Origin of the sequence: Pedobacter sp. 22226 (genome assembly GCF_052045455.1) — a bacterium.
Lineage (GTDB): Bacteria > Bacteroidota > Bacteroidia > Sphingobacteriales > Sphingobacteriaceae > Pedobacter > Pedobacter jeongneungensis.
Genome location: NZ_JBQEPB010000003.1, coordinates 208,573 through 227,981, shown reverse-complemented (window position 1 = coordinate 227,981; position 19,409 = coordinate 208,573). Strand labels below are relative to the sequence as shown.

Genomic DNA, 19,409 nt, shown 5'->3' with positions numbered 1-19,409 from the left:
GTGAAAAGTCGGATGGCAACATCTGACTTCACCGTTGAATTTACTGCGGCTTATTAATAATCGCTACCGTTAAGCGGCTAATGCAGTTCATTTTTCCGCGTTCATCGTAAATCTTAATTTCCCAAACCTGTGTTTTAGCGCCAACATGTAAAGGTTTGCAAATCCCTTTAACCAGGCCTCTTTTTACGGGGCGTAAATGGTTGGCATTTACCTCTAAACCTACGGCAACATATTTTTCAGGGTCGATGCACATATAAGATGCAATACTGCCCAGGGTTTCGGCCAAAACTACCGAAGCACCGCCATGCAAAATGCCCGCTGGCTGGTGCGTACGTTCATCAACCGGCATGGTACCCGTAATAAAATCTTCGCCGATTTCGGTAAAACGGATATCAAGCAAAGCCCCCAAATGGTTTTTAGGACGGTTATTTAAGTCCTCAACAGTAAAATCTTTAAACCACATGATAACGTTCTTTTAAAATATAAACATGGTGGATAATGTGCCCGCCAGCAATAAACAAGATAGATTTTACATTAATTTCCCTGCCCGAGGCAATTCCTTTTCTTTCCAGTTCTTCTTCGTTTAACGATTTAAAAAGGAATAAATTCGCTTTACGCAGTGCGATAAATTCTTCAATCAAATCTTCCAGATCGCGTTCGGCAAAGCGGGCGTTTTTTACATAATCATCTTCTTCAAAGCCAGGTAAATGTTGCTGTTCATTTCTGGCGAAACAAGTAATGCGATAGGCAAACACACGTTCGGTATCTATAATATGCCCCAGCATTTCCTTTAAAGTCCATTTACCGTCGGCATAAGCATAATCTGCTTTATCAGCATTTCTCCTGAATAAATCCGGAAGACTTTGCACCTGATCGTTTAAAACCTCAAAAATTTCCCGGTCAACTTTACTGATATAGGTTTCGCCCCAAATCGGATATTCGTTAGGCTGTGGTCGGTTCATATCTTAAACTGCTTTTTAATATAATTCTAAAAGTGGTGCCTTTGCCCAGTTCCGATTCTTTTACAAAAATTTCGCCGCTATGGTAATTTTCTACAATACGTTTAGTTAGTGATAATCCCAAGCCCCAGCCGCGTTTGCGTGTGGTGTACCCCGGTTGAAAAACCGCGTCAAACTTCGATCTTGGAATTCCCTTTCCGGTATCGCTTACATCAATAAATACCTGCTCTTTGGCCAGATTTTCTATAATATTAACGGAGATCGATCCTTCATTTTCGATGGCATTGGCCGCATTTTTTAAAAGATTTTCAATTACCCAATCAAATAGGGGCACATTTAACAAAGCCCTTACCTGTTCATCGCCGGTAATGCTAAATTTAACCTTATCAGAGGTGCGGACTTTAAAATACCGGATAAAATCGCTGATAACGATGTAAACCGTATGGTCTTCGAGTATGGGTTTAGAACCGATTTTCGAAAAACGGTCGGTAATGATCTCTAAACGTTTAATGTCGTTTTCCATTTCGGCAATCAAAGGGTCATCTTCCGCATCAAATTTCGATTTCATGAGTTCCGTCCAGGCCATGAGCGATGATATTGGCGTGCCCAGCTGATGCGCCGTTTCTTTAGCCAAACCTACCCAAACATGGTCCTGTTCATCTCGCCGTGCCGAACTAAATGCGGCATAAGCCGTTAAAAGGAAAAGAAATATTACACCCATTTGGATGTAGGGGAAATACCTTAGCTGTGTTAAAATGAAAGAATCGCGGTAATAAGCCTTAAATTTTCGTCCGAAAATATTCATTTCATCAGGCGGATGCTGTGCTTTCATCTGCCTCAGCTGACGTACAAAATATAAGCTATCATAGGTAAGCTTGGCATCCGAAATGGGGTAATTGGTTTTGGTGCTGTCCAGCCCGTTAAAAGAAGTAATAATTCCCGCCGAATCAGTCATAATTACCGGTGTTTTGGTGTTTTTTCGCACTGTTTCAACCACTGTACGATAATCATCATTATCATAAAGAAACATGGCCCGTTCCTGAATTTTAACCCAGAGGTGAAATTGGTCAGACTCTTCACGTTCCATTTTTTTTACAAAAGAATCGGTGTAAAATACTGATGCTATGCCAATTAAGATAGCAAAAATGAGGAGGAAAAACTTCCAGCGGCGTTTCTTTTGATAAGGATTCATGCTTTAGTTAGCCAAATTACAATAACAAAACGAAAAAAACGTAAAACCATTATGCTTTTTCAGAAACCTTGAAACAATCATTTCGAAAGCATAATAGCTTCATCGCAGATGAAAACTGTATAAAATGGATGAAAAACATATCTTTGTACCGAGCATAGTGTGTTGCGCTTTGAGCATGGATTGCACCATAACTCCAAGCCCTTAACTCCCTGCTCTTTGCTTAATCATGGATAAAAAAGTTAGAGTAAGATTTGCCCCAAGCCCAACCGGAGGTTTGCATTTAGGTGGTGTACGCACTGCTTTGTTTAATTATTTGTTTGCCAAAAAAAATAACGGAACTTTTGTACTTCGCGTAGAAGATACCGATCAGAACCGCTTTGTAGAAGGTGCTGAAGAATATATTGTAAATTGTTTAAATTGGTGCGGCATTACGCCTGATGAAAGCCCCAATAATCCGGGTGCTTATGGCCCTTACCGCCAGAGTGAACGTAAACCTAGCTATGGTAAATTTGCCGAGCAGTTAATTAGCGATGGTTATGCTTATTACGCTTTCGATACCCCTGAAGAGTTGGATGCCAAACGGAAAGAAATCCCGAATTTCCAGTACGGGCAGGCTACGCGCATGCAGATGCGGAACTCTTTAACCCTTACGGTAAGTGAGGTAGAAGATTTGTTGGCAGTTAAAACCCCGCATGTGGTCCGCATTAAAGTGCCTGCAGATGAAATTGTACATTTTAGCGATTTAATCCGCGGAGATGTAAGTTTCGAAACCTCTCTGGTTGATGATAAAGTGTTGTTAAAAGCCGACGGAATGCCAACCTATCATTTAGCCGTTGTGGTTGATGATAAAGCAATGGAAATCAGTCATGCTTTTAGGGGCGAGGAGTGGTTGCCATCAGCACCGGTTCATATTTTATTATGGAAATATTTAGGCTGGGAAGCAGATATGCCTGCATGGGCACATTTACCATTGATTTTAAAACCTGATGGACACGGAAAGTTAAGCAAACGCGATGGCGACCGCTTGGGTTTTCCGGTTTATGCCATGAACTGGACTGATCCTAAAACCGGTGATATTACTAAAGGCTTTAAAGAAATGGGTTTTATGCCCGAGGCTTTTATTAACATGCTGGCACTTTTAGGCTGGAACGATGGTACCGACCAGGAATTATTCTCACTAAACGAACTGGAAGAGAAATTCTCTATAGAAAGGATCAGTAAAGCTGGTGCTAAATTCGATTTCGAAAAAGCTAAATGGTACAACCACGAGTGGATTAAGTCGCAGCGTGCTGAGCACCTGGCGCCAGGCGTTAAATCTGAACTCGAAAAAGCCGGAATTGAAGTTAAAGATGAAGTTTTTTTAAATACTGTTATCGATTTAATTAAAGACCGCTGCACATTATTGCCCGATTTTGTAGCACAAAGCAGTTACTTTTTCGCTTCGCCGGCAGAATATGATGTAAACTCCGTAAAACCAAAATGGACACCTGAAAAGGCAGCATTTTTTAATGCGTTTGCCGAAAATTTAACTTTAACTGATGCTGTTACTGCAGAAGTAGCTTTTAAAGCATTGGCTGAAGAAAAAGGTTTTAAACCTGGTGAATTGATGTTGCCTTTCCGCATTATGCTGGTGGGTGGCAAATTTGGCCCGGGTGTTTTTGATATTGCCGTATTATTGGGTGTGGCAGAAACTAAAGCACGAATCGAAAAAGTAATAACTATTTTTAATAGTTAATATACTTTTTAGGGCCCTGGCATATTCGCTTTGAGCGAATATGCCCTTATATGCTTTATATGGTAAAGATGCGTTTTACTATATAAGGCATATAAGTTCAGTTAAGATTGTGAACATTAATTTGTCACAATGCCTTTCCTTTTTACCTGGTAAACACCAAAGCCATTTTTTTTACCACAACCCAAAAGAATAAATCAACCAAAATAATTTATACTTTAGTGCAACAATTGTCCCAAATTAAAGGTTATACAATTAAATTAAATAAACTATGCAGTGGTTTGGTAAAGGCAGCAATAATGTAGAAGATGGCAGAAGTGGGGGCGGTGGCAAAACCGTTTTAGGTGGTGGTATCGGTATTATCATTGTTGTACTCGGATTAATTTTCGGAAAGGATTTAACCGGTGTAGTAAGCCAGATTCCGGCGACAACAGGTACCGAAGAAGTAAAACAGGGCGTACCGGCAAACGATCCGCAGGCCCGGTTTGTATCAGGTGTTTTAGAATCTACCGAACAAGTATGGGATAAAGAATTCCAGGCCATGGGCAAACAATATGAATACCCTAAGTTAAGATTGTTCCGCAACGCGGTTCAAACAGCATGTGGCAATGCCAGCGCTAATGTTGGACCGTTTTATTGCCCCGGCGACCGTAAAGTATATATCGATCTTTCTTTTTACGACGAATTGAAAAACCGTTTTGGCGCTGCCGGCGATTTTGCGCAGGCTTATGTAATTGCACACGAGGTTGGTCATCATGTACAAAATTTATTGGGAATATCAGAAAAACTTGATCAGGCCCGTGGGCAGGTAAGCGAAAAAGAATATAACCGGCTGTCGGTTAAATTAGAACTACAGGCAGATTTTTTTGCCGGCCTTTGGGCACACAACGCACAAAACCTTAAAGATTTTAAATTAGACGAAGGTGATATAGAAGAAGCACTTACCGCGGCCAATGCCATTGGCGATGATAAACTTCAAAAACAGGCCACTGGCGATGTTCAGCCTGATTCTTTTACCCATGGTACATCGGCACAACGCATGTATTGGTTTAAAAAAGGTTTCGAAACGGGCGATATTAAACAAGGCGATACCTTTAATTCAAATAATTTATAAAAAATTTAAAACTTTTTTAAAACACTGTTGTTTGTTTACAGTTAATGAGATTTTTGTCTCAAAACCAAACATAATTATCCCGGCTTCTTATTTGTTTTAATAAAGATGATCCTTATAGTTGATGACAGGCCCGAAAACCTGATCTCGTTACAGAAAGTACTCCAAGCACACAATTTTGAGGTTGATACCGCATCATCTGGCGAAGAAGCGCTGAAAAAAGTGCTAAAAAACAATTATGTCCTGATTATTCTCGATGTACAGATGCCAGATATGGACGGTTTCGAGGTGGCAGAGGCCATTTCTGGCTTTAGTAAAGCAAAAGATACCGCAATCATATTTCTGTCGGCAGTAAATACCGAGTTAAAATTTATTACCAAAGGCTATCTTAGTGGTGGTCTGGATTATATCACCAAACCTGTTGATATTAATGTTCTGCTACTTAAAATAAAAACATTTTACCGCATTTACGAGCAGAACCGAAAACTGAACGAAGTACAGGAAAAACTGCTGGAAGAAATCGAATTCCGAAAGCAGGCCGAACATAAAAAAGACGAATTTATTTCAATTGCCAGTCACGAGTTAAAAACCCCTTTAACCAGTGTAAAAGGTTATATCCAATTGTTGCAGCGAAGCTTAAACAGAGATGATAAAACCATGGCGCAGAACCACCTCGAAAAAGCCAGCATCCAGCTCGAAAAACTGAACGAACTGATTGTTGATCTGCTTGATATTTCTAAAATAGAAAGTGGTAAGATGAAGTTTAACATGAAGAGCTTTTGTGCCGATAACATGGTAAACAATGCCATCGAAATGTTACAGCAATCCAACCCCGATTTCAAGATCACCAAACTAGGCAAAACAGACGAGATGATTTTCGGCGATGAAATGCGCCTCGAGCAGGTGGTAATCAATTTTATAACCAATGCCATTAAATATGCCCCTGGCACCAACCAGGTTAATGTAACCATCAATATTAAAGATGAAAAACTTTACCTGGCCGTAAAAGATTTTGGTATAGGCATTTCTAAAGAGCAGCAGCATAAAATATTTGATAAATTTTATCGGGTAGAAGAAAACAGCAACCGTTTTAATGGCCTGGGCATCGGTTTATATATCTGTTCCGAAATCATAAACCGCCATGGCGGCACCATCGGTGTAAACAGCGTTCCTGATGAAGGATCGGAGTTTTACTTTATCGTTCCCATCACCGAAGAAGAAATCCTTAAAAATCAGATCTAATTATCCTTAATCCATATAATGAAAACAACTCTTAAAAATAATTTGCGTTTAGGCCTTGGCTTGTCGCTTATTATTCTGTTTATCAGTTCATTAGCGTCTTATGTGAGCATCAGCAACCTCATTAAAAGTACCGAACTGGTTAAACACAGCGATGAAGTTATTTTAAGTTCAGAAGGTGTAATTTCTACCCTGAAAGATGCCGAAACCGGACAAAGAGGCTACCTTTTAACGGGGAATAAAATCTTTTTGCAACCGTATTATGGGGCAACTGATACGGCAATGGCAACATTAAGCCGTATAGAGAAACAAACGAAAGATAACCTGGTTCAGCAAAAAAATGTTGCTGAATTGAAAAATATCATGGCCCGCAGGTTAAATATTATCACCTCTACAATCGAAATCAAATCATTGGGCGGGCAAATAGATCCAACCGTATTGTTGGAGGGTAAAACCTATATGGATCAGGCCCGTAATGTAGTTAACCGAATGGTTAAAGAAGAACGCCGGTTACTCGAAAGCCGCACGGTAGAACTTAATAAACTTACCGCTTATACGCCGATCCTGATTTTAATTGCAGCTGTTCTGGCGATCCTCATTACGCTGTTTTTCTATAGAAAAGTATCTGTCGATTTTGATGAACGCGTGAAGCTTCAAAAAGAAATTGAAGATAAAAAATATGAGATGGAAAAACGTATTGTGGCCATTAAAGAAATTGCCTATCAGATTTCTAATGGAAACTACGGTGTAAAACTCGATAGCCAAAGCCAGGATGACATTGGCGAACTGTCCGAATCGTTGAATACCATGTCGTTGTCATTAAAAAAATCTTTCGATACGTTAGAAGAAAACGAATGGATACAAACCGGCGTGGCCAACCTGAATGTGAAAATGGTCGGCGAAAAAGATGTTTTCCATTTAGCAGAAGATATTATCGAATTTTTAGCCAATTATACCAAAAGCCAGATTGGGGCCTTATATTTATTTAAAGATGATGGTTACCTGCATTTAAAAGGGCAGTATGCTTTAAAAGGTCAGAATTTAACCGAAACCATAGAAATCGGTCAGGGTTTAATTGGTCAGGTGGTTAAAACAGGTAAATCAATTTTGCTGGATGATGTTCCACAGAACGAATTATCCATTACGCATGCAACTGGCAACATTAAACCTGCTCAGTTAATTGTATTACCAATTGTTAGAAACGAAATTTCTATCGGTGGTTTAGAACTGGGCTCTATTAATAAATACACCGATTTACAGCTTCACTTTTTAAACCTGGTGTTATCTGATGTGGGTACCGCTTTATTAGGGGCACAAAACCGCCAGAAATTACAGCAATTGTTAGAAGAAACCCAGGCACAATCAGAAGAGTTACAGGTACAGCATAACGAGCTTGAGGGATTAAATGCAGAACTCGAGGCACAGGCGCAGAAACTTCAGGCCAGTGAAGAAGAACTTCGTGTACAGCAGGAAGAATTATTGCAAAGCAACCAGGAACTGGAAGAGAGAAGTAGCTTGCTGGAAGAGAAAAATGAGCTGATCGAAGAACGGAATATCGAAATTCAGCAGAAAGCAGAGGCTTTAGAGCTGAGTACCAGGTATAAATCAGAGTTTTTGGCCAACATGTCGCACGAGCTGAGAACGCCACTTAATTCCATTTTATTGTTATCGCGTTTAATGGCCGAAAATGAAGCCATGGACCGCGAGCATCAGGAATATGCCGAGGTAATCCAGAGCTCAGGACAAGGCTTATTGAGCTTAATCGACGAGATTCTGGATCTTTCTAAAATTGAAGCCGGTAAAATGGAATTAGACAGGATGAATATTAAGGTTGATGATATCATCTTCAATATGCGTTCGTTATTTAATCCACTGGCCAAAGAGCGGAACCTCAATTTTGTAATCGATAAAACCGAAGATGTTCCGGAGTTTTTCCATACCGATAAAATGCGTTTAGAGCAGATTATCAAAAACCTGTTATCAAATGCCATTAAATTTACAACTGTTGGCTCCGTAACCTTAAACATCAGCAAAAACGATAAGCTAGGTGCCTTAGTATTCAAAGTTACCGATACCGGTGTGGGTATTGCGCCAGAAAAACAGGGTATGGTGTTCGAAGCTTTCCAACAGGCTGATGGCTCTACCCGCCGTAAATTTGGAGGTACAGGTTTGGGCTTATCAATCAGTAGAGAGCTGGCCAAATTATTGGGTGGCTATATCGATTTAAAAAGTACAGAAGGCGAAGGAAGTATTTTTACTTTAACCTTACCTATCGATAAAAATAAAGGTTTTGATGGGGTAGTTGCTGATTTGGAAAAACCTGTGATAACGGTTGCCCCAACAGAACCTGCAGTGAAAAAAGTAAGCCACCTAACGGTAGATAATATTCCGCAGGAAATAGAAGATGACCGCGATAACATCCAGCCGGATGATAAAGTGATCCTTATTGTGGAAGATGATACCCCTTTTGCTAAAACGCTTTTAGATTTTACCCGCAAACGGAATTACAAAGGCCTGGTGGCCGTACGTGGCGATATGGGGATAGAAATGGCGAAAGCGTTTAAACCCCTTGCCATTTTGCTCGATATCCAGCTGCCGGTTAAAGATGGCTGGCAGGTAATGGAAGAGCTGAAATCTGATCCTTCAACCCGCCCTATTCCGGTGCACATTATGTCGTCGTTACAGGTTAAAAAGGAAAGTTTATTAAAAGGAGCGGTAGATTTTATCAACAAACCATTTGCTTTTGAGCACATGCAGGAGATATTTTCGAAACTGGAGCACGCTTTAAGCCGTCACCCTAAAAAAGTGCTTATTGTTGAAGAAAACGAACAACATGCCAAAGCATTAAGCTACTTTTTAAGTAATTTCAATATTCAGACCGAAATTGTAAACCAGGTGCAGGAAGGTGTTTCGGCATTACATAAGCCTGAGGTTAACTGCGTCATTCTGGATATGGGTATCCCGGATAAACATGCTTACGAAACCCTCGAAGTAGTAAAGAAAACCCCCGGACTGGAAAACCTTCCGATTATTATTTTTACAGGTAAAAATCTTTCAAAAGGGGAAGAAAACCGCATTAAACAATATGCAGATTCGATTGTGGTAAAAACAGCACATTCTTACCAGCGTATTTTGGATGAGGCCGGACTGTTCCTTCACCTGGTAGAAGAAAAGAGCAGGGAAAAAACCAAAGCACCTAAAAAATTCTCAGAACTGCAGGATGTACTGGTAGGCAAAACAGTTCTGGTGGCTGATGATGATGTGCGTAATATTTTCTCGCTGACCAAAATGCTTGAGCAGCACCAGATGAAGGTTATTGCTGCAACTGATGGTAAAGAAGCACTGAAATTGTTAAACGAAAACCCTGAAGTTGATGTGGTTTTAATGGATATGATGATGCCTGAATTAGATGGTTACGAAACCACCACAGCCATCAGACAGGATATTAAATACCGTAACCTGCCTATCTTAGCGGTAACGGCCAAAGCCATGATGGGCGACAGGGAAAAGTGTATTGCCGCAGGTGCTTCAGATTATATCAGCAAACCGGTAGATATGGATCAGCTGATTTCGCTTTTACGTGTTTGGCTTTACGAAAATCATCATAAATCATAACCCCATTTTTATTAAACTATGCCTCAAAAATTAATTCTCATAATTGATGATGATAACCGAAACATTTTTGCCTTAAAAGCTGTTCTAAAGGCCAAAGGTTTTGATTGTTTATCTGCTATAAGTGCACAGGAAGGTTTTTCTATTATGGAAAAGCACGATAACGTTGCCATTGTGTTAATGGATATGATGATGCCCGATATGGATGGTTACCAGGCCATTTCGGTTATGAAAAAATCTGCCAGAATGCAGAATATACCGGTACTGGCCGTAACTGCACAGGCCATGGTTGGCGATAAAGAACGTTGCTTATCTGCCGGCGCTTCAGGCTACGTTTCAAAACCGATAAATGTTGATGAATTATTATTACAGATAGAAAATTTTACAAAATAACAGGTGATAGGTGATGCGATAGATAACGACCAGGTTGAAATCCTGTTAAATGATGTGCTGGAAACTCACGGTTATGATTTTCTTGAATATTCGCATGCATCAATAAAAAGGAGGATTAGCCGTCTTTACGCGCTCGATAATTTTGTAAGCTTTGCCGAGTTCCGCTACACTATTAAGTCAGATAAACAGTATTTTAAACGTTTTTTAGAAGAAATTACGGTTAATGTAACCGAAATGTTCCGCGATCCTTCTTTTTACAGGGCTTTGCGGAACGATGTACTCCCGGTTTTGGGTACTTATCCGTTTATCAGAATCTGGGTGGCAGGTTGCTCTACAGGTGAAGAAGCTTATTCGCTCGCCATTGTATTAAAAGAACTCAATCTGCTTAATAAATCGCTGATTTATGCCACAGATATTAATCCATCTGTGCTGGATAAGGCAAAAAAAGGCATGTTTCCGCTAAATTATTTGAAACAGTATTCTGAAAATTACCTGCAATCAGGCGGTTTAAAAGAGTTTTCCAGCTATTACACTGCAAACTATTCGCTGGCCAAATTTGACGAAACTTTAAACAGTAAAATGATCTTTTCTACGCATAATCTGGTTTCTGATCATTCGTTTAACGAATTTCAGCTTATTTTGTGTAGAAATGTATTAATCTATTTCGATAAAGAACTGCAGCATAAAGTATTTAACCTGTTTGACGGAAGCATCGAAAAATTAGGTTACCTTGCCCTGGGGAGTAAAGAAAGTCTGGAGTTTTGGCCAAAAGCCAAAGAGTATAAACGCGTAAAAATGGAGAAGATATGGCGGAAACTGTAAGTTCTATTCCATGCGAAGCCTTGGTTATCGGTGGTTCTGCGGGCAGTTTAGATGTACTGCTCGAAATTTTTCCTGCGCTACAGAGCAACATCAGTTTCCCGATTGTACTGATTGTGCACCGCAAGGCCAGCAACGAATCGTTACTAACCGATTTGCTGCAAAGCCGTACTACATTAAAAGTTGGTGAGGCCGAAGAAAAAGAGCTTTTAACCGCCGGAAAAGTTTTTATTGCCCCTGCAGATTATCACATGTTAATAGAAGATGACCATAGCATTTCTTTAGATTATTCGGAAAAAGTAAATTACTCGCGGCCCTCTATCGATGTTACCTTTCAATCAGCTGCTGAGGTTTTTAGAGAGAAAGTTGTATGTATTTTGCTCTCGGGTTCAAATGCCGATGGAGTAGAAGGATTAAAAAGTGTAAACAATTATGGGGGTAAAGTGGTTATACAAAATCCAAATACTGCCATCATGCCGTATATGCCCCAGCAGGCGGTACTTAATGTAAAACCGCATGTAGTATTGGACAGTTATGATATGGCTGATTTTATAAATAATTTAAACAATTAATTTGCTTTCGGAGGTTAATATGACAGTTGCAAAAAAAGTATTTGTTTTTGATGATAACAGGGATATCCTTGATCTATGTACATTTATTTTGGAAGATGCCGGGTACGAAATAAAAACATCTGAAAATGCCAATAATATAGAAAAACAGGTAGCGGAGTATATGCCCGACCTGATTTTTATGGATAACTGGCTGCCTGATTTAGGTGGAATACAAGCTACCAGGGCATTAAAAAGCCATCCTGATTTAAAACATATCCCCGTAATTTATTTTTCAGCAAATAATGATATTTCTTCACTGGCAGACGAGGCTGGTGCAGATAGTTATTTATCTAAACCTTTTGATATTGCTGCGCTTGAAGAAATTGTGAAAAAACATTTAAGCTAGCCTGTGGTTTGCTAAGTAGGTGGTAGCGAAAGATCGTTATTAAATTATCGCTTTTCATTTTCTTCGCGTTCTTTTTTCAAACGGCGTTCTAATCTTTTTTGCACCCGTAAATTATGGCTGGCCCGCATGGCCCTGAAACGGGCAATGTGTTGCTGTACTTCCTTCTGTTTTTCTTCAGTAATGCCAATGCTGTATTTTATGCCTGTAAAAAGGCTCCTCCAGATCAAATTAAAGAATGAGGTATTTGATGGCCTGCTATAATTGACATTTACTGCAACTAATTTTCCATCGGCACCGGGGTTTTCTGATTTAATAATGAGCGCGTTGGCCAGAAATGAAAGAAAACCACGTGTAACCAGGTGGTCTTTTTCAGGGTCGTTCTTCATTAGCGCAACAGAAAGGTCGTAATAAGAAAAAGCTACCTTGCCTTTTGCGCCCAAATCATTTGCTTTAAAATCGAATTTCAATTGATCAACGTTTCCTCGGTTAATGCGCACCAGGCCAAGTGGTTTGGTAATCTGGTTTAAAACCCTTGCGTTAAAATTATGTAAAACCCCGTTATAAGAAAACGCACCATCTTTAGCGGTAAGGTTAAATTTAAAATTTACATCAAGTTTTCCCTGGCCAAATAAATAAGTATTCAGGTTAACCTCCATAATTGGGTTTATGGCTTTAATATTATCAAGATTGGTGGCGTTTTTTATAATTCCTGATGTATTTTCAAAACTGATGCGTCCCCTCTGGTTGCTCTCGCTGTTAAAAACCGAATAATTTACATTTACATCTTTCAGCTGGATTTTCTGTACCAGTATTGGTGCTTTAAGTAGCTGTAAAAGCTGATGAGGAAATTTGCCTATCTTATTTTCCTGGGGTTTGTTCGGGAGTCCGTTTTGGTTAAAAACAGATATAAAACCGTTAGAAATGGCCATTTCTTTTGCCCAAAGCTCCTGTTTGCTGATGTAAAGCGGTAAATCTATGCCGTTGAGCATAATATCGCGCATGCCTATATCGAAACGTTCCCTGGCATAACCGGCTACTTTACCAAATTTCATTTCATCATAAAGCGGAACCAGCGCAAAACTATTAATCCTCAGTTTACCTGTGGTGGCCCTAAAATCAAGCTGATCCAGCTTAATATCGTACATTTTATCTGGTGTATGGTACACATAGTTATTCAGGTTAATTACAATATCCTTAAGCAGGTAAAAACGGCTGGGATCATCGGCAGAGGTAGAATCTACCAGTAAATCGGTTAAGGTAATGTTAAGGTCATCTATATCGAATGGTACAGAATTGGGCACATTTTTATTCACATATTTAAAGCTTACATCTTTAAAACGGATGGTTTTAATGCTAAACTCTTTCAGGTTTTTGGAAATGATATCATAAGGCGATTTAATCGGCCTTGGCGCACGCCCCTCGTTAAATGCGAACTGCCGGTTAACCATCGTTACCTCCGGTTTATCAAAAATAATCTCTTCCAGCTGCAGCTTTTTTTCGCGGTAAAGGGTTAAAGGATGGAAATGTTTTACCACCAGTTTTTTTAAAGAAACCGTGTAAAGATTGTTTGGTGCCCTTTTTAAAGAAATAAGCTGTTTAAAACGGTTGGTGTCAGGGGTTATTTTTACATTTTGTAAAGTGGCATTACCAGTAACCACATTGGTTGATACTTTTGTAAAGCTAATGGTATATAAACTATCGGTCGATTTATAAAGCAGCGTCTTAATCCGGTCTGTTAATATTGGCCGCGATTTTACATTCAAAAACCAGGCTAAAGCGGCAAGTACGATAAAAATACCGGTTAAGGTACCCGCAATCCATTTAAAAGCTTTATAACGTTGTTTTTTGGTATCAGGCATTAACAAAGAGGAGCTGTAGTTTCATCAGCAATATACAGTTATAACGTAAATTTCAGAAATGTGCGTTAGTTTTTTTCTTTCCGCGCTTTTCTTGCTGCTTTCCTATCGGCACGTTTTTGTTCCCTTATTTTTTTTGCAATTACTTTTTGCTGTTTTACCGGATTTTTTTCGGGAACTATGCCCACGCCAACAATATCTTTTATGCCTATAAAAACGGTCTTCCACATCAGGTTAAAAAACGATGCCGAATTAATTCTGTTATTGGTCATCGTTGCTGTTCTTGGTGCTTCACCCTTTTGCGGGTTTTCATTTTTAACCAGAATCGCATTCGCCAGAAAAGATAAAAATCCTTTTTCCTTGGTGCCCTGGCCATCAATATTATCCGACAGCAATTTAACTTTTAAATCGGTGTACAACATGTTCATCGATCCTGCTGCCGATCTTAAATTTCCATTTGCCTTAAAATCAATGTGCTGTATATTGCCGCTTTCTATTTCGACCAATCCAAGCGCTTTTGAGAGCGGATTCAGGTTTTTAAGGTCAAATTTACCCAGGTTTCCGCTGTAACTGAAAGCACCATTGTTATCTGTAAGGTTAAAATCGAGTTTTACGTTCAGTTTACCCGTACCCATTAAAAGCGTATTCAAATCAGCCACAGCATGGTTCTTTTTGGTAAGCTGCAGGCTGTCATTGGTTACATTTAAGATGTTTCCGGTAAGGGCCTTAAAATTTACAGAGCCGGTTTTTTTGCTCGCCGGGTTAAATTCCGAATATTTTACGTTTACATTCCTCAGTTTTACCGTATCAATTAAGGTTGGAATGTTTAACCTTTTCAGCGCCAGGTGCGGATAGTTCTGGCCTTTATCAAAACCCGGCGGCGGTGGCGATTCACGGCTCATAAATACTTCAACATTTGCAGGACCAATCCTTAAAGATTTCGCATGCAACTGCTGATCGGTATTCAAGCCCAAAAAATCTACTCCGTTAAATTCTATCTTTTCAAAACCCAAATTGTAACGGTCTTTCTGTACCTTATATTTACGGGCAAAAGTCAGTTCATCATATAGCGGGGTAAGTTTAAAACCCTTAATCGTTATTTTTTTTGATGAAGTGGAGCCTTTAATCGTGTCAACCTTCATCGAGTACATTTTATCTTTGGTAACCGATTTATAGCCGGCCAGCTGAAAAGATACATCTTTAGTGTAATAAAACCGGCTGGTATCATTACCCGAAAGTGAATCCAGTAAAAAGTCGTTCACCGTAATGTCAAGGTGTTTGATGGAATTTTTGGTTTTTTTAGCCGCAGTTTTATTGATGTAGTCGAAATCTGCATCCACAATTTTAATGCTTTTAACGTGTACCGATTTAAAGCTTTTCGAAATCTGCTCGTAAAGCGATTTTTCGTCTTTTATGGTATCAGGTTTCTTAGCAACCTTATTAAAAATCATGTTGATAGAGGGTTGCTGCAAAAGGATTTCCTTTACATCAATGCGTTTTTTAAAGTAAGCTGTTAGTATTCCAACCCTGGTAATCTGCAGTTTTTTTAATTTAAGTTCAAAAGTGTGGGCGGGTGCGAGCTTTAATTTCTTCAGGCTGTCGAAAACCGAAGTGTCGGGTGTTAACGTAACATCGCGTAAGGCCAAACTACCTGTAATTACATTCAGGTTAATGCTTTTAAAATCGATCCGGTACAAATGATGGGAACCGTTATAAACACCATCTTTAATTTTATCGGTCAGGATGGGTTTCCACCTGGCGCTCAAAAACATGGCACCAAATGCTACAATTAATACCAGTATGCCGAATATACTTCCTATCCAGGTCCAGATTTTGTGTTTTCGTTGAGCTGTCATTATTAGTGGCTTATCGATAGGTAACAGATGGGAGGGAGAAAGGTTTTTTCCGTTCATCGTCATTGCAAGGAGGAACGACGAAGCAATCTTAATGCACAGAATTATGAATAACGAAAGTTCACTTCTCGTTGTAGGTTGGTTGTTGCCTTTTAGGGTTGTTAAATTGAAAGGTTTTGTAGCGCAGGGGCAGTGTAAGTAATAACGTTTGTTCCTTTGCTTCGCTTGTACGCTTCGGCCGTCGTTCCTCCTGCCTGCAGGGTACCGCTTCGCCAAGGGCTAATTTGGTTAGGCCTGTGGCAGGAATACCCCTCATAGCTGCACGAACAGCTGTAACGTAAACCCGACCGTAGCAGGATGCCACAATTTTTTCAACTGGGGCAGAAGCGGGGGCGGGGCTGCAGCCACCATTGGCATGGAACCTTTCATTTCAAAAAAAGAGCTGTTTTTTTGGAGCGCAGTGGCAGTATAGGTAACAGCGTTCGTTCCTTTGCTTCGCTTGTACGCTTTGGCCGTCGTTCCTCCTGCCTGCAGGGTACCGCTTCGCCAAGGGCTAAATTGGTTAGGCTTGTGGCATGGATACCCCTCATAGCTACACGAACAGCTGTAACGTAAACCCGACCGTAGCGGGATGCCACAATTTTTTCAATTGGGGCAGAAGCGGGGGCGGGGCTGTTGCCCGCCATTGGAATGAAACCCTACATTTCCAAAAAAACAATATAGCAGCTTTATGATTGAAAAACTATAACCACGCTAACCGCAGATCATAATCCCACTGTAAACATTTAAACAAAATATGTCAAATTGTCACTTTTAATTAAATTTATGTATTTTTGCAATCCCCAAAATGTTTTTAAATAATGATTGATTTACAAGTTCCAGATAAGACGCACGATGAGGCCAGACAAGGTGAAGCTTTAATTTTAGATACACCAGTAAAAGCCGATGCCCGTAAATTATACATCGAAAGTTATGGTTGCGCCATGAATTTTGCTGATAGCGAGATTGTTGCTTCTATTCTTTCGGAAACAGGATTTGAAACCACCGGCGATTACCATCAGGCAGATGTAATCTTTATTAATACCTGCTCTATCCGCGAAAATGCTGAAACCAGGGTACGTAACCGTTTATCGCAGTTTGGGGTAGAAAAACGCCGTAACCCTAAATTAATTGTTGGGGTTTTAGGCTGTATGGCCGAACGCTTAAAATCTAAATTTTTAGAAGAAGAGCGTTTGGTTGATGTAGTGGTTGGGCCTGATGCTTACCGCGATCTCCCTAATTTAATTGAGCAGGTAGAAAGCGGACATAAAGCCGTTAATGTGCTGTTATCGCGTGAAGAAACTTATGCTGATATCAGTCCGGTGCGTTTAAACAGCAATGGCATTACCGCATTTATTTCCATCACACGCGGCTGTAATAATATGTGTTCTTTCTGCGTGGTGCCTTTTACCCGTGGCCGCGAACGTAGCCGCGATGCCCATTCGATTGTAGAAGAAGCAAAAGGACTGTTCGAAGCTGGCTACCGTGAGGTTACCCTTTTAGGTCAGAATGTAGATTCTTACACCTGGACATCAGAAGATGGTACTGAAACCGTAAATTTTGCCCAACTTTTAGCACAAACTGCTTTGGTGAGCCCTGATTTAAGGGTACGTTTCTCTACTTCACATCCAAAAGATATTACCGACGAGGTTTTATATACCATCGCCAAATACGATAACATCTGTAACTACATTCACCTGCCGGTTCAATCCGGAAATACCCGTGTACTGGAGTTAATGAACAGGACTTATACCCGCGAGTGGTACATTAACCGTATTGATGCCATCCGTAACATTATACCGGGTTGTGCAATTTCTACCGATATCATCGCAGGTTTCTGTACCGAAACCGAAGAAGAGCACCAGGAAACCCTGAGCATGATGGATTATGTGCAATATGATTTTGCCTATAATTTCACCTATTCGGAAAGACCGGGAACTTTAGCGGCCCGTAAACTGGAAGATGATATTCCGGAAGAAGTGAAAAAACGCCGTTTAGCCGAGATTTTGGCCAAACAACAGGCACATTCATTAATGCGTTTGCAAGAGTGGGTAGGAAAAACCGTTCGTGTGTTGATTGAAGGGACTTCTAAAAAATCAGATCTTGATTATTGCGGAAGGGGCGATAGCGGCGCAATGGCAATTTTCCCTGCCATAGAAGGTGTTAAACCTGGTGAATATGCTGATGTGTTTATCGAAAAATGTACTTCAGCTACGCTGATCGGAAGAATAGTTTAGCAGCCTAAAGCTAAAAGACCAAAGCAGAAAGCGAACTTAATCTGAAATAATCCCGTCTTAATACTAGGTACTTGATACTAAAGATAGGAACTTGATACTAAAGAATGGATACACAAAATATTAAACAGCGGTTCGGGATAATTGGCAATTCGCCTTTACTTAACCGTGCCATAGATATTGCAAGCCAGGTAGCGCCAACTGATATGTCGGTGCTAATTACAGGCGAAAGTGGTAGTGGTAAAGAGGTTTTCTCGCAGATTATCCACCAAATGAGCGCCCGTAAACACGGTGCTTTTATCGCGGTAAACTGCGGCGCTATTCCCGAAGGAACGATAGATTCAGAACTTTTTGGTCACGAAAAAGGATCATTTACCGGTGCACACGAAGCCCGTAAAGGATATTTTGAGGTGGCAAATGGCGGTACCATCTTTTTAGATGAGGTAGCCGAGCTGCCTTTAGGTACACAAGCCCGTTTATTGCGTATTTTAGAAAGCGGCGAATATTTGCGTGTAGGTTCATCTAAAGTACAAAAAACTGATGTCCGCATTATTGCTGCAACAAATGTTGATGTGTACAACCGTGTTAAAAACGGAAAATTCCGTGAGGATTTATATTACAGGTTAAATACCGTTCCATTGCGGATTCCTCCTTTACAAGAGCGTAAAGAAGATATTTACTTATTATTTAGAAAATTTGCTGCCGATTTTAGCGATAAATACCGCAGTCCGGCTTTACACCTGGAGCCTGATGCCATCCAGATTTTAACCAATTACAGCTGGCCGGGAAACGTACGTCAGTTAAAAAATATTGCCGAGCAAATCTGTGTGCTGGAAAAAGACCGTAATGTTACCGGTCAGGCGATTTTAAACTATATCCCTAATGAGGCAGGCAGTAATTTGCCGATGACGATTAATTCGCAATCGAAAGAAGACTTTACAGAGCGTGATATTTTATATAAAGTGCTTTTTGATATGAAAAAGGATATGGTTGAGCTTAAAAAACTTGTTGCCGAAATTATTCAGCACGGGGGAAATACGGCTACTGTTTTAGCAGATAATCCTCAGTATATCAATCAATTGTATCGTGATGTTGAATTGCCTGTTGGGCAGGAGCATGCTTTTACCATCCAGCACCCAACGCCTGCAAATAACAACGTAAACAATAGTAATAACAATAACGATTATTTTGCACACGAAGCAGAGGAAATTGAAGAATCGCTGTCGCTGGTTGATAAAGAATCTGATCTGATTAAAAAAGCACTGAAAAAGCATAAGGGCAAGCGCAAATTTGCCGCGCAGGAACTGGGCATATCAGAACGTACATTGTACAGGAAGATTAAGGAATTAAATCTGTAATTTATCCAAAACGGTATATTGATCCTGACCAAATTACGTTCCCTATAATTTTAGA

Annotated in this window: 15 protein-coding genes; 10 read left to right on the top strand and 5 right to left on the bottom strand. The window is 40.1% G+C overall.

Translation table 11 applies throughout. The features are described from left to right. Positions 1 to 40: 40 nt before the first annotated feature. From ACTJKC_RS07885 to ACTJKC_RS07875, 3 genes are read right to left on the bottom strand one after another with little or no spacing between them, the layout of a single operon-like run. On the bottom strand, positions 41 to 463 hold the full coding sequence (locus tag ACTJKC_RS07885; RefSeq protein WP_440790965.1) for a hotdog fold thioesterase: 423 nt from the start codon (positions 461 to 463) through the stop codon (positions 41 to 43). After that, positions 453 to 962, bottom strand: coding sequence for a DinB family protein (locus tag ACTJKC_RS07880; protein WP_440790964.1), 510 nt, complete (start codon positions 960 to 962; stop codon positions 453 to 455). Before ACTJKC_RS07880 ends, ACTJKC_RS07885 begins: the two co-directional genes overlap by 11 nt. Next, a complete protein-coding gene (locus ACTJKC_RS07875; protein ID WP_025141756.1) occupies positions 943 to 2,151 on the bottom strand; it encodes a sensor histidine kinase in 1,209 nt (402 codons plus the stop codon). The genes ACTJKC_RS07880 and ACTJKC_RS07875 overlap by 20 nt, the downstream gene beginning before the upstream one ends. A gap of 226 nt (positions 2,152 to 2,377) precedes the next feature. On the opposite strand from ACTJKC_RS07875, the gene gltX reads away from it, so the two are divergent. From gltX to ACTJKC_RS07835, 8 genes are all read left to right on the top strand, one after another. Beyond that, positions 2,378 to 3,886 carry a glutamate--tRNA ligase gene (gene gltX, locus ACTJKC_RS07870; RefSeq protein WP_440790963.1) on the top strand — a complete coding sequence of 503 codons (1,509 nt, stop codon included), beginning with the start codon at positions 2,378 to 2,380 and terminating at the stop codon, positions 3,884 to 3,886. A gap of 268 nt (positions 3,887 to 4,154) precedes the next feature. Beyond that, positions 4,155 to 4,997: a KPN_02809 family neutral zinc metallopeptidase gene (gene ypfJ / locus ACTJKC_RS07865; protein WP_440790962.1), complete on the top strand. Its 843-nt coding sequence runs from the start codon at positions 4,155 to 4,157 to the stop codon at positions 4,995 to 4,997. A 105-nt stretch (positions 4,998 to 5,102) separates the two neighbouring features. Then, positions 5,103 to 6,236 carry a sensor histidine kinase gene (locus ACTJKC_RS07860; protein WP_344853325.1) on the top strand — a complete coding sequence of 378 codons (1,134 nt, stop codon included), beginning with the start codon at positions 5,103 to 5,105 and terminating at the stop codon, positions 6,234 to 6,236. Positions 6,237 to 6,254: 18 nt separating this feature from the next. Next, complete coding sequence (locus ACTJKC_RS07855; RefSeq protein WP_344853324.1) at positions 6,255 to 9,848, top strand: response regulator; 3,594 nt, start codon at positions 6,255 to 6,257, stop codon at positions 9,846 to 9,848. A gap of 18 nt (positions 9,849 to 9,866) precedes the next feature. Beyond that, positions 9,867 to 10,238: a response regulator gene (locus tag ACTJKC_RS07850; RefSeq protein ID WP_344853323.1), complete on the top strand. Its 372-nt coding sequence runs from the start codon at positions 9,867 to 9,869 to the stop codon at positions 10,236 to 10,238. Positions 10,239 to 10,241: 3 nt separating this feature from the next. Continuing rightward, positions 10,242 to 11,060: a CheR family methyltransferase gene (locus tag ACTJKC_RS07845; RefSeq protein ID WP_344853322.1), complete on the top strand. Its 819-nt coding sequence runs from the start codon at positions 10,242 to 10,244 to the stop codon at positions 11,058 to 11,060. After that, positions 11,045 to 11,629, top strand: a complete 585-nt coding sequence (locus ACTJKC_RS07840) for a chemotaxis protein CheB (RefSeq protein WP_344853321.1) — start codon at positions 11,045 to 11,047, stop codon at positions 11,627 to 11,629. The genes ACTJKC_RS07845 and ACTJKC_RS07840 overlap by 16 nt, the downstream gene beginning before the upstream one ends. 19 nt (positions 11,630 to 11,648) lie before the next feature. Next, positions 11,649 to 12,014 (top strand): response regulator, encoded by a 366-nt coding sequence (locus tag ACTJKC_RS07835; RefSeq protein WP_187592436.1) that lies wholly within the window; start codon positions 11,649 to 11,651, stop codon positions 12,012 to 12,014. A gap of 44 nt (positions 12,015 to 12,058) precedes the next feature. Here ACTJKC_RS07835 and ACTJKC_RS07830 read toward each other — a convergent pair whose 3' ends face one another. Both ACTJKC_RS07830 and ACTJKC_RS07825 read right to left on the bottom strand, forming a co-directional pair. Next, positions 12,059 to 13,873: a hypothetical protein gene (locus ACTJKC_RS07830; protein ID WP_440790961.1), complete on the bottom strand. Its 1,815-nt coding sequence runs from the start codon at positions 13,871 to 13,873 to the stop codon at positions 12,059 to 12,061. 65 nt (positions 13,874 to 13,938) lie between these two features. Further along, positions 13,939 to 15,726, bottom strand: a complete 1,788-nt coding sequence (locus ACTJKC_RS07825; RefSeq protein WP_440790960.1) for a hypothetical protein — start codon at positions 15,724 to 15,726, stop codon at positions 13,939 to 13,941. Positions 15,727 to 16,583: 857 nt separating this feature from the next. On the opposite strand from ACTJKC_RS07825, the gene miaB reads away from it, so the two are divergent. Both miaB and ACTJKC_RS07815 read left to right on the top strand, forming a co-directional pair. After that, positions 16,584 to 17,999, top strand: coding sequence for a tRNA (N6-isopentenyl adenosine(37)-C2)-methylthiotransferase MiaB (gene miaB, locus ACTJKC_RS07820; protein ID WP_440790959.1), 1,416 nt, complete (start codon positions 16,584 to 16,586; stop codon positions 17,997 to 17,999). 104 nt (positions 18,000 to 18,103) lie between these two features. Continuing rightward, positions 18,104 to 19,354 carry a sigma 54-interacting transcriptional regulator gene (locus tag ACTJKC_RS07815; RefSeq protein ID WP_344853317.1) on the top strand — a complete coding sequence of 417 codons (1,251 nt, stop codon included), beginning with the start codon at positions 18,104 to 18,106 and terminating at the stop codon, positions 19,352 to 19,354. Positions 19,355 to 19,409 lie beyond the last annotated feature (55 nt).